Consider the following 14,773-nt stretch of genomic DNA (forward strand, 5'->3'; position numbering starts at 1 on the left):
GATGGATTTCACGTTCTTACAGCATACGCTTGCCGCGTTGCTACGCGGTTTACCACTGACCCTTAATCTGGCCGTTTTATCACTGCTGGGTGGGGGGATTTTAGCGTTATTGCTCAACCTGTTGCGCCAGAATCGCTATGGTAGCGTCTTTGCCCGCTTTTACATTTGGCTGTTCCGCGGCACACCCTTGTTAATCCAGATTTTTATGATCTATTACGGATTGGGGAGTTTACCGGCAGTGCGCGAGAGCGTGCTGTGGCCGCTGTTGCGCGATCCCTACTGGTGCGGGTTGATTGCGCTGGTGCTCAACGATGCGGCTTACACCTCGGAGATTCTTCGTGGTGGTCTTAATGCCGTTAGCGTGCAGTCGCTTGAGGCAGCCAAAGTCAGCGGTATGTCGCGCTTCACGACGTTGCGCCGCATCACCTTGCCGCTCGCCGTGCGTCAGGCGTTGCCTGCTTACAGCAATGAAATTATCTCGATGATCAAATCCACTTCACTGGTCAGCACTATCAGCCTGATGGAAATGACCGGTATCGCGGACTCGATTGTGTCAGAGACATTCCGCGCGCTGGAGGTGTTTATCAGTGCGGCGATCATTTATCTGCTGCTGACTGTGCTGGTCAGTAAAGCGGTGGCGCTGCTGGAGCGCCGTTTGTCACCTTATCATGTTGGAGCACGTCAATGAGTAAACCCACTATCGCCCTGAGTCATCTCAGAAAAAGTTATAGCGGGCATGAGGTGCTTCATGACATCAGCCTGACGGCGCAGGATGGCGACGTGATATCACTGATTGGCGCCAGTGGTTCCGGAAAAAGTACGCTATTACGCTGTATTCCGTTTCTTGAAGTGCCGCAAGGCGGGGAAATCGCGGTCGGGGATGAGGTGGTCACCATTGACAATCCCCACGAGAAACTCAGCCGTGAGCAGCAGCGTCGTATCAAACTGATGCGCATGCAATTGGGTTTTGTCTTCCAGAGTTTCAATCTGTGGCCGCACAAAACGGTGCTGCAGAACATTATTGAAGCGCCGGTACATGTGCAGAAACGCAGTCAAAAAGAGGTGATTGAAGAAGCCGAAGCTCTGTTGCATAAAGTCGGGCTGTATGAAAAGCGCAACGCGTGGCCATCGCAGCTGTCAGGTGGGCAGCAGCAGCGTGTGGCGATAGCGCGTGCGTTGGCACAGCAGCCCAAAGCGCTTCTTTTCGATGAGCCCACCTCCGCTCTCGACCCTGAACTGGTGGGCGAAGTGTTACGGGTGATCCGCAGCCTGGCTGAAGAGGGACGCACGATGATCATCGTCACCCACGAAATGGGCTTCGCGCGTGATGTCTCCAACAAAGCGGTGTTTCTGCATCAGGGCAAAATCGAAGAGTCGGGGCCGCCACAGCAAGTGTTTAGCGATCCGCTCTCTGATCGCTGCCGGGCTTTTGTCAGTAGTCACTTGCAGCGTAATAGTTAACCTCCTTTCAAACCCGCTTCGGCGGGTTTTTTCATATCCAAACCCGCCAATAAGTAATTTTTTTGGTTAACAATCACACTCTGAAATACATTAATTTTTAGGATATTTCTTGCGATTTATCTTAACGATTTCAGTTAATAAAACAGTGTATACACCATAAATTTTCAGACCCTTCCTGGGCCTTAACCACGCTCAACTTCAACGACTTACAATAAAAAGCAAGAAATTTCCTATATAAATCAGATCACAAAGATCATCTTACCCTGTTGCTATCCGCATTGAGCCTAAGATATATTCGCGCAGAATCACACAAGGAAAGTGTGCTTAAAGCGTGCTTTCCGCGCTTCACTTACAGGAGTAAATATGAGTAATTCTTATCAAAATGAAATACCCAAAGCGCGCGTTAACATCAAACTCGACGTTCATACAGGCGGCGCTGCACGCAAAATGGAGCTGCCGCTCAAACTGCTGGTGACCGGTGATTTCAGTAATGGTCAGGAAGATCGCGTGCTGAGCGAACGCGAAAAGGTCAACGTCAATAAAAACAACTTCGACAGCGTGCTCGCTGACTTCTCGCCATCAGTCCGGCTCACCGTACCGGATACCTTGTCAGCGGATGGCAGTGAACAGGCCATCAATCTGACCTTCAGCAACATCAAAGACTTCGAACCTGAACAGGTCGCTCGTCAGATCCCGCAACTCAAAGCGATGCTCGCGATGCGTAATCTGCTGCGCGATCTCAAATCCAATCTGCTTGATAACGTCACTTTCCGCAAAGAGCTGGAGATCATCCTGAAAGACCCGGCACTGAGTGACGAACTGCGTGCGGAACTTTCTGCGCTTGCCAGCGATAACGGCTGAACCCCTTTTAACGGACTAAATGAGAGACGATGCTGATGTCAGTTCAGAATGAAACCCTGTCTTCCGGTGGCACCACCGTGCTTGAAAACTCTGCAGCGGAAGGTGTGTACGCCTCGCTGTTCGACAAAATTAATCTCCATCCGGTTAGCTCACTGAGTGACCTGAATGTCTGGCAAGACAATCAGGCGATGTCAGATGCCACCGCTGACGAGCGCGTCACGGCGGCGATGCAGGTGTTTCTTCATCGCTTAAAAATCAGCGGTGAGAAAGTCGAAAAACTGGATAAAAACCTGCTGGATCACCACATTGCCGAGCTGGATTATCAGATCAGCCGCCAGTTGGATGCGGTGATGCACCATGACGAATTCCAGAAGGTGGAATCGGTGTGGCGTGGATTGAAATCGCTGGTGGATAAGACCGATTTCCGTCAGAACGTGAAGTTGGAAGTGCTTGATGTGTCGAAAGAGGATCTGCGTCAGGACTTCGAAGACGCACCGGAAATTATCCAGAGCGGCCTGTACCTGCAGACTTACGTTGCCGAGTACGACACGCCGGGCGGCGAACCGATTGGCGCGGTGATCTCTGCCTATGAATTCGATGCCTCTGCGCAGGATATGGCGCTGCTGCGTAATATCTCGAAAGTTGCTGCATCGGCCCATATGCCGTTTATCGGTTCTGCAGGGCCGGCATTCTTCCTCAAAGAAACCATGGAAGAAGTGGCTGCCATCAAGGACATCGGCAACTACTTCGATCGTGCGGAATACATCAAGTGGAAATCCTTCCGCGACACCGATGATTCTCGCTATATCGGCCTGACCATGCCGCGTGTGCTGGGCCGTTTGCCGTACGGACCAGATACCGTGCCGGTGCGCAGTTTTAACTATGTTGAAGAGGTGAAAGGGCCGGACCACGATAAGTATCTCTGGACCAATTCATCTTTCGCTTTCGCCGCCAACATGGTGAAAAGCTTTATCAACAACGGCTGGTGCGTGCAGATTCGTGGACCACAGGCGGGTGGTGCGGTGCAGGATCTGCCGATTCACCTCTATGACCTCGGCACCGGTAATCAGGTAAAAATCCCTTCTGAAGTGATGATCCCTGAAACCCGCGAGTTTGAATTTGCGAACCTCGGTTTTATCCCGCTTTCGTACTACAAGAACCGTGATTACGCCTGCTTCTTCTCCGCAAACTCCGCGCAAAAACCGGCGCTGTATGACACCGCAGATGCTACCGCCAACAGTCGCATCAATGCGCGCCTGCCTTACATCTTCCTGCTATCACGCATCGCGCATTATCTGAAGCTGATTCAGCGCGAAAACATCGGCACCACCAAAGATCGCCGCTTGCTGGAACTGGAGCTGAATACCTGGGTGCGTGGATTGGTGACTGAAATGACCGATCCGGGTGATGAGTTGCAGGCTTCACATCCGCTGCGCGATGCCAAAGTGATTGTTGAAGATATCGAAGATAACCCGGGCTTCTTCCGCGTGAAACTCTTCGCAGTGCCGCATTTCCAGGTGGAAGGCATGGACGTCAATCTGTCGCTGGTATCTCAGATGCCAAAAGCGAAAGCGTAAGGCGGCTATCCGGAATGAAAATTTACCGTCCGTTATGGGAAGACGGCGCGTTTCTGACGCCGCAACAGTTCCAGCAGCAGGCTATGTGGGACGCGCATGTGGCAGGTACTGTCGCTGGCATGACGCTGGCACACCCCTGGGGCGTGCTATGTGCGGAGTTCGATGATAGCGCGCTGGCGCTGTCAAAACTGAATGCAACGCACATTGCCGTCCGCTTTGCGGATGGCTCACTGGTCGATACTCATCTGGCTGACACACTGCCACCGGTCTTTGAGCTGACTGATGTGACGGATCGGGACAGCGTAGAGGTGGTACTGGCGCTGCCGCTGATCAACGCCAACGGCGGTAATCTGGAGAACGGGGCGGACAGCGAACGTCCGCGCCGCTGGGTCGCCACCCGGGAGCGCGTGCAGGAGCTGGCCGGTCACGAGCGTACCGAGATTGCGGTACAGCGTTATGCGCTGCGCCTGCGGCTGGCGCATCAGGAAAACGCGGCATACCTGACCTGTCCGGTTGCCCGCCTGGTGCGCAACGCACAGGGGCAGTGGATGCGCGACGCCGCGTTTATTCCCCCCCTGCTGTCACTGGCTGCGAGCCCGGCGCTGGTCGCGGCGCTGGGTGACCTGCTACATCGCCTGCAGGCACGCCGTCAGCGTCTGATGCAACTGCGTCGCGAGAGCAACGAACGCATGGCGGATTTTGCCGTGTCCGACGTTTCCCTGTTCTGGCTACTCAATGCGCTGAACAGCGCGGAGCCGGTGCTGACAGAGTTGTACCAGTCACCGTCGCGCCATCCTGAACTGCTTTACCGTGAACTGGTGCGCCTTGCGGGGAGTCTGCTGACGTTTTCCCTCGAGAACGTGCCGGACGATATCCCGGCCTACCGGCACAACGCGCCAGAGCAGGTTTTCCCGCCGCTGTTCACGCTGCTGGATACGCTGCTGGAGGCAAGCCTGCCTTCTCGCGTTATCGCCATCGACCTGGAAAAACAGGGCGTGCTGTGGAAGGGCAGGCTGCACGATGCGCGTCTGCGCGAAGGTGCGGACTTTTATCTGTCCGTTCGCTCTTCCCTGCCGAATCACGAGCTTCAGGCACGCTTCCCGCTGTTGTGTAAAGCCGGCAGCCAGGACGATGTTTCTGAGGTGGTGAATATTGCGCTGAGCGGTATGGTCATCCGCCCACTGCCTCACGTCCCGGCGGCCATCCCGTTACGCCTGGAAAATCAGTATTTCGCGCTGGATCTCTCAACGGATGCGGCCCGGGCAATGCTGGCCTCCGGCGGCTGTACCTTCTACACGCCGGAATCGCTCGGTGAGCTGAAACTGGAACTCTACGCGGTGCTGCGCTCATGAATAATCCCAACACACTGACAGAGCGTCTGTTTTTTCAGGGCTGGCTGATGGTCAGCCAGCTGCGTTGCGGACAGCAAATTGAAAACGGCGACGCGCTATACCGACGTGCGGCGGGCTGGGTGAAGACAGCCCGCGAGGCGTTGACAGAGGCCGGGTTCAGCGAGGCCAGCCGTGACCACATGCTTTATGCCTTCTGCGTGCTGCTGGATGAGGCAGTGCTAAACAGAGGGAGTCAGGACGATGGCTGGCTGCGCTGGACCCGTGATCCGTTGCAGGTGCGCTTCTTTGGTTCACTGAACGGCGGTGAAGCGCTCTGGGATCGTATCCGCACCGTGCTGAACGAACCCGCAGCGGACATTACGGTGCTGACCTGCTTTTACCGCACCCTGCAGCTGGGGTTCGTCGGGCATTACCGTGCGCAGGATGACGAACGTCGTGAAGACGTGGTGAGTGCGCTGGCTGCCCGCGTGCCGCCTTTTGCGCTGCCGGAAGATGCGCCGCTGGTGGTACGCCCCGCAGGTCTGCGCAGCGGACGCCGCTTTTACTGGCTGAGCTGGGTGGCAGCAGTGGTGCTGCTTGGCGGGCTCTGGTTCCTGCTGGAGTCAACGCTGGCAGAGATGGTGTCGCGCATGGCAGGTGCACAGTAATGGTCCGACCCGATTCACGTCAGGGCCTGACGCTGCTGGCAGCCGTGCTCGCGATCCTGCTGGTGGTGGGCTTTTCGGGACTGAACCCGCTGAACACGGTGGCGCTCTGTGTGCTGGTGCTGCTGGTGGCCGGTTTTCTTCTGTGGCATTTGCAGCGTAATGCTACTGATCACCAACCGGACATTGATGCCAGTCTGCCGCCGGAAACCTATTGCGGGCCAGTGATTCTGCTTATCGGGGATACGGCACCGTTGTTTGGTGAACTGACCCACCGAGAGACCCGGCTGGGGTGGTATCTGAACGTGCGCCAGCCTGCTGAACTGCCCGCGCTGGTGGAGCGGCTGGCACAGCAGTATCCGGCGCTGCTACCTCAGCTTTCAGTGATGCTGGCAATCATCCCCGGGCAGCACACCTCCGCTGACGTATTGGTTCAGCAGCAGGGTGGATGGCAGAGGGCCGTTTCAGAGTGCCGGGTTGTGCTTAAAGGGTTGCCGCCATTGTGTGCCGTGATATGGGGCTCGTCAGTGGATGAGCGCACGCACTGGTTCAGCTATACGCCAGAACAATTACAGTTTCATCCTGAAAATGACGCCCGCCTTTCGCTGGCGGAGTGGATCACCCGGGATCCCCTGCATTTTCATCACGCACTCAGACTGCAAAGCCTGATGCAATGGTATGCGGGGCAGTTCGCGGCTTCGCACACCGCAAGCTCGTGCCAGATCGGCGTTTGCCTGACACCAGTACAGTCGCTGTCGGGCAACCTGTGGCAGCAGCATACCGTCGGGCTGACCACACTGTCGCCTGAAAACTATGCGTCTCCGCCTTCACTGCCGCTGCCGGATGTGCTGCTGTCCGGTATGCGACAGCGGCAGGGTATCAGCCGCTCGCTGCGAACGGCGCGCAGGGTCGGAATGATGCTCGGCCTGTTTCTGGCGCTGGCCATGCTTGCTTCCTTTATTCATAACCAGCGCCTCGTGCGCAGCGTGGCCGATCACCTTGCGCTGTGGCACAGCCTGCCGGAGGGGGCTGTTGCAGCGAAAACACTTGCGCGCGATGTGCTTATCCATGACCGCACGCAGCTGGATGCCTGGCAGCGCAGCGGTGAACCACTGCGATATGGCGTGGGACTTTATCAGGGCCTGCGGCTCATTGCGCCGGCAAACGCAGCCATCCATCGCTGGGCACCGCCCCCCGCGCCAGCACCCGTGATTCAGCAGGTAGTGGAGGGACCGCAGACGGTGCGGCTTGACAGCCTGTCGCTGTTTGAATCGGGCAAAGCGGCGCTGAGGGCGGGGTCCGACAAAGTACTCATCAATGCACTGGTGGGCATCAAGGCACGACCCGGCTGGCTGATTGTCGTCGCTGGCCATACCGACAGCACCGGCAATCCCCGGCTCAACCAGGCGCTTTCACTACAGCGCGCCGGAGCGGTGCGCGACTGGATGCGTGACACCGGCGATGTGCCGGAGAGCTGCTTCGCGGTACAGGGCTACGGTCAGGATCGTCCGGTTGCAACAAACGAGTCGGCGGAGGGGCGTGCGCTCAACCGCCGGGTCGAAATCAGTCTGGTGCCACAGGCGGACGCCTGCCGCGTGCCGGACGCACACACCCGGTCATCACAGGATGATGGCCATTCTCAGTCTGAAAAGGAGTAACAACATGGCAATTCCAGTTTATCTGTGGCTGAAGGACGACGGCGGCGCGGACATCAAGGGTTCAGTAGACGTGCAGGACCGCGAGGGCAGCATTGAGGTGGTGGCACAGGAGCATAACCTGTACATCCCGACCGACAACAACACCGGCAAGCTGACCGGCACCCGCATTCACACGCCGTTCCTGTTCACCAAGGAAATCGACTCGTCGAGCCCGTACCTCTACAAGGCCGTAACTACCGGTCAGACCCTGAAGTCGGCGGAGTTCAAGTGGTATCGCATCAGCGACGCAGGACAGGAAGTCGAGTACTTCAACACCAGGCTTGAGAACGTGAAGGTGGTGAAGGTGAATCCTGTCATGCACGACATTAAAGATCCTTCCAAAGAGAAGCACAACCATCTGGAGATGATTGAGCTGCGCTACGAAAAAATCACCTGGACCTACAAGGACGGCAACATCATTCATTCCGATTCCTGGAACGAACGCGCCACCGCGTAAGCCCGTGCGGACGGTTCGCCGTCCGCTTTTTCAGGCGTGCGCCTGCGCGCGGGTGCAGCCCTGAAAAACACACTGATGTACAGATACCTCAGACCTTATGGGCCTCGGTTAACGGCCAGGGGCGGTAGCGTGCCTGAAACGGAGAGAACACCTATGGAACACCAGTCTGCAGCGTTGCTGCGCCGCCTTAACCCCTTCTGCGCCCGCGCGCTGGAGGCCGCCGCCTCACTGTGCCAGACCCGCGCGCACGCGGAAATATTCCCCGAGCACTGGCTGCTGAAGCTGCTGGAGCAGGGTGAGGGCGACATCACGGTGATGGCCAGGCGCTATGAGTGGGACATGGACGGCGTCTGGCAGGGGCTGCTGGACTTTCTCGACGGTCAGCCTCGCCTGGTGCGCAGCCGCCCGGATCTTTCGGCTCGCCTGCACCACCTGCTGAAGGAGGCCTGGCTGGCGGCCTCGGTGGACGGTGAGGAGCGCATCCGAAGTGTACACCTGCTGACAGCCATCATTGGCAACCACTCGCTGACTCGCTGTGACGCACTCTGGCCAATCCTCACGCTGAGCCCGCGCCAGATGACGGCGCTGCGCCCGCTGCTGGACGCGCAGTCGGACGAACGACCCGACGCGCTGCAGCCGAACGAACCTCTGCGGAGCCTAAACGCAGAGGAGGGTGTGTCACCTGTGTTGTCGGTCGCTGCGCCTACTGCCGGCTCAGAAGCGCTGTCCCGCTTCACCCGCGACGTTACCGCTGACGCGCGGGACGGGAAGATTGACCCGGTGTATGGGCGCGATAATGAAATCCGCCAGATGGTGGACATCCTCTCGCGTCGCCGCAAGAACAACCCGATTCTGGTGGGCGAACCAGGCGTGGGCAAAACTGCGCTGGTCGAGGGGCTGGCGCTGCGCATTGCGGAAGGTAACGTGCCGGCCAGCCTGAGCACGGTCAGCGTGCGCACCCTGGATCTTGGCATGTTGCAGGCGGGCGCGGGCGTGAAGGGTGAGTTTGAGCAGCGCCTGAAGAACATCATTAGTGAGGTGCAGCAGGCTGAGCAGCCGGTGCTGCTGTTCATCGACGAGGCGCACACCATCATCGGCGCGGGCAATCAGGCAGGCGGCGCGGATGCAGCTAACCTGCTGAAGCCCGCACTGGCGCGCGGTGAACTGCGCACCATCGCCGCCACGACCTGGAGCGAGTACAAGCAGTACTTCGAGAAGGATGCCGCACTTGAGCGCCGTTTCCAGATGGTAAAAGTTGATGAGCCGGACGACGAGACCGCCTGCCTGATGCTGCGTGGCCTGAAGTCTCGTTACGCGCAGCACCACGGTGTGCACATCACCGACGAAGCCGTGCGCGCCGCCGTCACGCTGTCCCGTCGCTACCTGACCGGACGCCAGCTGCCGGACAAGGCGGTGGACCTGCTCGACACCGCGAGCGCGCGCGTTCGCATGAGCCAGGACACGGTGCCGGAAGCTATCACGCAACTGCGTGCCCGCACGGATGCCCTGAATATTGAGAAGCGCGCTATCCTGGATGATCAAGCACTGGGCGGCAGCGTTCAGGAGGCGCGCATGCATGACATTCTGATAGAACTGGCCACCGCGGATGAACGTCTCGAACAGCTGGAGCTGAGCTGGGTGGCCGAGCGTGAGCTGACGGAGACGCTGCTTCTCAGCCGGCAGGATGCTTCTCAGCAGGTGCGCCGCTTTGAACTTCAGTCCGCTCTTCATGCGCTGCAGCAGGAGGAGCCGCTGATGACGCTGGACGTGGACGCACGCACGGTGGCGGGGGTGATTGCCGACTGGACCGGCGTGCCGCTCTCTTCCTTAATGAAGGACGAGCAGACGGAGCTGCTGAAGCTGGAAAAGGCGCTGGAAGCGCGCGTGGTCGGCCAGCCGATGGCGTTGAACGCCATTGCACAGCGCCTGCGCGCGTCGAAAACCGGCCTGACTGCCGAGAACGGGCCACAAGGTGTGTTCCTGCTGGTGGGCACCAGCGGTACGGGTAAAACGGAAACCGCGCTGGCGCTGGCCGACACTCTGTACGGCGGCGAGAAATCGCTGATTACTATCAACCTCTCCGAGTATCAGGAGGCGCACACCGTAAGCCAGCTGAAAGGCTCGCCGCCGGGTTACGTGGGCTACGGGCAGGGTGGTGTGCTGACCGAAGCTGTGCGTAAACGCCCGTACAGCGTGGTACTGCTTGACGAGGTGGAGAAGGCGCACCGCGACGTGATTAACCTGTTCTATCAGGTGTTCGATCGGGGCTTTATGCGCGACGGCGAGGGGCGGGAGATTGACTTCCGCAACACCGTTATCCTGATGACCTCTAACCTCGGCAGCGACGCGTTGATGCAGAAACTGGACGAACAGCCGGACGCCAGTGACGCTGACCTGCAGGAACTGCTGCGCCCGGTTATCCGCGATCATTTCCAGCCCGCACTCCTGGCGCGCTTCCAGACGGTGATTTACCGCCCACTGGCTGCTGAGGCGATGCGCACCATCGTCGAAATGAAGCTTGGCCAGGTCAGCCAACGACTACAGCGTCACTACGGCCTGGCAACAGAAATTTCAGCGGCGCTGTACGACGCCCTGACCGCCGCCTGCCTGCTGCCAGACACTGGCGCGCGCAACGTCGATAGCCTGCTCAACCAGCAGATTCTACCGGTGCTTAGTCAGCAGCTTTTGCAATATCAGGCCGGCGGGCAGTTGCCTGGCACTCTCAGCCTGGACTGGAACGAAGAGGACGGTGTGCTGATGACATTTGAGAATCTCATTCATGAACAAAACTGAAAGAGATGCGGCAGCCAAAGAAGGTAGCCTGCGGCTGATGAGTAAAGGAGAAATCGTGCTTGCCAGTACGGTTTTCCGGGACAAAATTGATTATCACAAGGTATGGATCCATAAAGACAGCTATCTCCCGTTTGGTTTGCAAAATGAAGCTGTTGCTATGACGCCTAAGGGAGAAATATTTTACCGTCCGCCACTTTACCGGAGCGATTTTGCTGACCTGGCTCAGAGTGACCTTGCCGACAGACATACTTTTATACACGAGCTCAGCCATGTATGGCAGCGCCAAAAGGGAATGTGCGTGATATGCAGGGGGCTCATAAGCTGGCTGGCGAGCTATCGCTATGAACTGGATGGACGGCTACTGAGTGAGTATCCGATGGAGCAACAGGCACAAATTATTGCAGATAATTTTCTACTGGCGAGTGAGGGGTATAATACATTTATGGAGTACCGGCGTCGTAGTTATGTCACGCTGGACGGCAACCTGGATGAGTCTATTATTTCGCAGAAATATAAACATGCGTTGAGAGGATTCCCTTGGTGAATGTATCTCAGAGGATAATAAGTTGCAGGTTGGCTTTGTCAGTAATCGTATTTCTCCTGTCAGGATGTCCAGGAGACAGGTTCACGCTTTCAGATAATGCTCCTCTCAGCATAGATGCTGACCGCATCTGCTTCACTGTATTAAAACCTGATGATTATTCACTTTCATATTTTGACCTCTTTGAAAGAGGAAATCGGAACTCTGTTAAGCACCCAGAAATAGCAGAATACAAAACCGATAACAGCCTGCTTCTTTGCTTGGCTGAGGACACAGTAAGCGATTCAGAAATTGTTTATGTTGCGCAGTTTGGTCTGACGACACAGACCAAACGTAAACCGATTCGGAAGTTTTCTGTGGCTTTTAAAGCTGAAAAAACGGGATTTATCAGTGTTCCGCTGCTGCAAAACGAAATCAGTTATTACATGGGGCGGGGATATTAGCGGTTCCGTTTATCAACGGACTGACCCGCACTAATTTCATACAGAGGACGTTTCTTCGTCTTATGTGTAATCAGCCTATGAGCGTTATCTATCGCGGTATGCTCAGTTTTATGGCTACTTATGCTTATGATCTTGACGGCCGACTATTGAGTGAATACTCAATGGAGCAACAGGCTCAAATAATTGCTGATAACTATATTCTTACTGAGTGGGTATTTGGCCGATGGAATGAGTTAAGGTTGTATGACCATGTCAAATCTGTTAGAGCGTTGAGTGAGCCTGAAGCCTGTTTAGCTTATATGAAAGCATTAAGAGGTTTTCCATGGTGAAATCTATGAAATTATATTTCATTGTCATATTCACATGCTTCGCTATAGTCGGGTGTACTCTGTGAGAAGATCCTGTCGAGTTTGAACGCGATGCCGATATGAGCGTTATTGATGATATGCTATGTATAAATATACCCCAGAACAAAGCGTATTATTTCAGTGTGATTTCAATAAAAAATAAAGATGGCTCAGGGCTTAGGAAAAAAATCGATGGCAGCGAGTTAATAGCAGTAAGTGATAAACGTTGCATGCCATTATCCTGGTTGCCTGCATCAGAAAAAAAAGAATATATTATTCATTATGGTCTATTGTCCAGGCTGGAAACACTTCCATCCTTTAGAAAAGTAGCAGCCATAAGGTTGAAGAATAGTCGGGTCTATAATTTTCCATTAAAAAGAGAAGATTATTTACCAAGCTTCATCTCTGAGTGAGATTATGTTGACGGAAAAACGGACTTTTAAATATCGTTAGCAAACGAACGTACCCAGCCTGTTCTCGATGAAAGGTATAGATGTGTTCTCTGAGGTTTTCCATATTGAAGGATGATTTTATCCCAAGAGTAAATTGGTTGCCTATGATTGTTGCATTTATCATAACTGGTTGTATTGGAGAAAAGGTCACGTTTTCTGAAGTGGCTAAGGTTGAAAGTAAAGGAAATAAAGTGTGTTTTAAAGTCAGGCGCGTCGATGATGTTACAGTGGGAAATGTAACCATTTTTAAACGGGGGCAAAGCGAAAATAGAGAGTTTGTGGGGAGGGATGCTGTGGAGGTGGTCAATAATGAGTATGTATGCTTAAACGATTTTACTTCCATGGATTTAACTAAGGGGAAGTATATTGTCAGGTTTGTTTTGAATCAGAGTGGAAATCGACAGAATCTAAGGCTTTTCTCCACTGCGATGGAATTTAAAGATGGAGATTTTGTGAATATTCCATTGCAACAGGATGAGGTTGTGCATTATCTTGGTCGAAGAATTTGATTGATTTTAAATACTTCTTCCTGTCAAATAAATTTAACGCATAAATAAAAAAGTGATTTTTTCAGGTGCGACCTTGATATTAAAAAAGTGCTCTTTACTCATGGTGTTTGTATTGTCAGGTTGTATTGGCGATAAATTTACACCTTCTCAGAAAACGTTGGTCAGCAAAGTTGATGGCCGCATATGCTTCACTGTATTAAAACCTGATAATTATTCATTTTCATATTTTTACCTCTTTGAAAGAGAAAATCGGAACTCTGTTAAGCAGCCAGGAATAGCAGAATATAGAACCGATAACAGTCTGCTTCTCTGCCTGACGGAGGACATTATCAACAGTTCAGAAATTGTTTATGTTGCTCAGTTTGGTCTGACAACTCAGACCAAGCGTAAACCGATCAGGAACTTTTCCGTGGCTTTTAAAGTTTACAACACGGGCGTTATCAGCGTTCCCCTTCAGCGAAACGAAATCACCTATTACATAGGCTGCGGATATTAGCGTTTAATTTTATTAAATGCCTGACCGTTTCAACTCAATACACTGAATTCTTATCTAACCCGCATTCCTGAAAGGGATTGAACCATCCGTCATCACGGAGCGAATGACAATGACCTCAAGTGAAATGTTACTTAGCGCAGCATCGGTTTTATCGTCTACCCAGAATCGCTACTCTCTTCACATTCCCGCCTGCAATGCTGTTATTGATGTTGAGAGTCTGAACGGTACGGAAACGCTGAGCGCGAATTACCAATATGACGTGCTTTTCACCAGCCCCGATAAAGACATCTCGCCAGAGAAGATGCTGCGCAAAGCGGTAACGCTGACCATGAGAACCGGCTCTCTGCTGGAACCCGATTCGCAGAAAATTGTTCACGGTTATATCACTGACTTCCGCCGTCTGACGGGTTCCGCAGACCAGGTTAGTTATCTCATTATTATTGAACCCCGCTTTGCGCTTCTGGATAAGCAATACCGCTCACATCGCTTCTTTGTGAATAAATCGGTGCCGGAAGTTGTCAGTCAGATCCTGGATGAGCATGGTTTTCAGGGGTGGGAATATGAATTCAGCCTGAAGCATGGCTACCCCAAAAGGGAGCAGATTAACCAGTATCAGGAAAGTGACCTGAAGTTTGTACAGCGTCTGTTGTCCGAAATCGGCATTTTCTATTACTTCGCACTTCAGCCAGACACTCAGACTGAGGTCATCCGTTTTGGTGACGCGCAGAGCGCTTATTCCGATCAGAAGTCGCTGCCGCTGAACAGTCCCTCGGGTCTTGAAGACAATGCTCATGAATCCGTCTGGAACCTGAATCTGACCCATAATGTGGTTGAAGCGGGTGTGACAGCAAAGGATTACAACCACCGTGAGGCACAGCGCGTGCTGCGGTCGGTGAAGGCCGATATGACACGGGGTGATGGTGAGAATATCTCTTACGGGGAGGTTTATCACTATCGTCCCCGCCATCCTTACAGCGGCGATAAGTTTGCTCCGGAGACCGAGACCGCAAACTTTTATGCCCGTCTCGATCATGAACGTTTTCTTGCCCGGCAGACGCTGATATCCGGTATTTGCAACGATGCTTTTATCAGCCCCGGACATGTTTTATCTGTTACCGAAACAGGCATACCCACGCTGCCTGC

General features: G+C 54.3%; 16 protein-coding genes. All 16 read left to right on the forward strand.

All coding sequences use genetic code 11. From position 1 onward, the window contains the following. Window position 1 precedes the first annotated feature (1 nt). Complete coding sequence (locus tag AC1MDE_RS03435; protein ID WP_480344267.1) at window positions 2-688, forward strand: ABC transporter permease; 687 nt, start codon at window positions 2-4, stop codon at window positions 686-688. After that, window positions 685-1,461, forward strand: coding sequence for an ABC transporter ATP-binding protein (locus AC1MDE_RS03440; RefSeq protein ID WP_034822286.1), 777 nt, complete (start codon window positions 685-687; stop codon window positions 1,459-1,461). The genes AC1MDE_RS03435 and AC1MDE_RS03440 overlap by 4 nt, the downstream gene beginning before the upstream one ends. Before the next feature lie 363 nt (window positions 1,462-1,824). Further along, window positions 1,825-2,322 carry a type VI secretion system contractile sheath small subunit gene (gene tssB, locus AC1MDE_RS03445; protein ID WP_045831911.1) on the forward strand — a complete coding sequence of 166 codons (498 nt, stop codon included), beginning with the start codon at window positions 1,825-1,827 and terminating at the stop codon, window positions 2,320-2,322. A 29-nt stretch (window positions 2,323-2,351) separates the two neighbouring features. Continuing rightward, complete coding sequence (gene tssC, locus AC1MDE_RS03450) at window positions 2,352-3,899, forward strand: type VI secretion system contractile sheath large subunit (RefSeq protein ID WP_058960471.1); 1,548 nt, start codon at window positions 2,352-2,354, stop codon at window positions 3,897-3,899. A 14-nt stretch (window positions 3,900-3,913) separates the two neighbouring features. Continuing rightward, the gene (gene tssK, locus AC1MDE_RS03455; protein WP_058960472.1) at window positions 3,914-5,251 is read left to right on the forward strand and encodes a type VI secretion system baseplate subunit TssK; all 1,338 of its coding nucleotides are present in this window, start codon (window positions 3,914-3,916) and stop codon (window positions 5,249-5,251) included. Further along, a complete protein-coding gene (gene tssL, locus AC1MDE_RS03460) occupies window positions 5,248-5,898 on the forward strand; it encodes a type VI secretion system protein TssL, short form (RefSeq protein ID WP_480344268.1) in 651 nt (216 codons plus the stop codon). Before tssK ends, tssL begins: the two co-directional genes overlap by 4 nt. Beyond that, the gene (locus AC1MDE_RS03465; protein ID WP_480344269.1) at window positions 5,898-7,553 is read left to right on the forward strand and encodes an OmpA family protein; all 1,656 of its coding nucleotides are present in this window, start codon (window positions 5,898-5,900) and stop codon (window positions 7,551-7,553) included. The genes tssL and AC1MDE_RS03465 overlap by 1 nt, the downstream gene beginning before the upstream one ends. A 4-nt stretch (window positions 7,554-7,557) precedes the next feature. Further along, entirely contained in the window at window positions 7,558-8,049 is a 492-nt protein-coding gene (hcp, locus tag AC1MDE_RS03470; RefSeq protein ID WP_058960474.1) for a type VI secretion system effector Hcp, read from the forward strand. 153 nt (window positions 8,050-8,202) lie between these two features. Next, window positions 8,203-10,842 carry a type VI secretion system ATPase TssH gene (tssH, locus tag AC1MDE_RS03475; protein WP_480344270.1) on the forward strand — a complete coding sequence of 880 codons (2,640 nt, stop codon included), beginning with the start codon at window positions 8,203-8,205 and terminating at the stop codon, window positions 10,840-10,842. Beyond that, window positions 10,829-11,386: a type IV secretion protein Rhs gene (locus AC1MDE_RS03480; RefSeq protein WP_479415037.1), complete on the forward strand. Its 558-nt coding sequence runs from the start codon at window positions 10,829-10,831 to the stop codon at window positions 11,384-11,386. The genes tssH and AC1MDE_RS03480 overlap by 14 nt, the downstream gene beginning before the upstream one ends. Window positions 11,387-11,421: 35 nt before the next feature. After that, entirely contained in the window at window positions 11,422-11,826 is a 405-nt protein-coding gene (locus AC1MDE_RS03485) for a putative T6SS immunity periplasmic lipoprotein (RefSeq protein WP_153012371.1), read from the forward strand. Between the two features lie 77 nt (window positions 11,827-11,903). Continuing rightward, window positions 11,904-12,155 (forward strand): hypothetical protein, encoded by a 252-nt coding sequence (locus tag AC1MDE_RS03490; protein WP_479415038.1) that lies wholly within the window; start codon window positions 11,904-11,906, stop codon window positions 12,153-12,155. 98 nt (window positions 12,156-12,253) lie between these two features. Continuing rightward, window positions 12,254-12,586 carry a hypothetical protein gene (locus AC1MDE_RS03495; protein WP_479415039.1) on the forward strand — a complete coding sequence of 111 codons (333 nt, stop codon included), beginning with the start codon at window positions 12,254-12,256 and terminating at the stop codon, window positions 12,584-12,586. 104 nt (window positions 12,587-12,690) lie between these two features. Further along, a complete protein-coding gene (locus tag AC1MDE_RS03500; protein WP_479415040.1) occupies window positions 12,691-13,134 on the forward strand; it encodes a putative T6SS immunity periplasmic lipoprotein in 444 nt (147 codons plus the stop codon). A 100-nt stretch (window positions 13,135-13,234) separates the two neighbouring features. Further along, the gene (locus AC1MDE_RS03505) at window positions 13,235-13,630 is read left to right on the forward strand and encodes a putative T6SS immunity periplasmic lipoprotein (RefSeq protein WP_479415041.1); all 396 of its coding nucleotides are present in this window, start codon (window positions 13,235-13,237) and stop codon (window positions 13,628-13,630) included. 109 nt (window positions 13,631-13,739) lie between these two features. Beyond that, the coding region (locus tag AC1MDE_RS03510; RefSeq protein WP_480344273.1) for a type VI secretion system Vgr family protein at window positions 13,740-14,773 on the forward strand (1,034 nt) is incomplete at its 3' end.

The sequence above is a fragment of the Pantoea folii genome, from assembly GCF_056678875.1.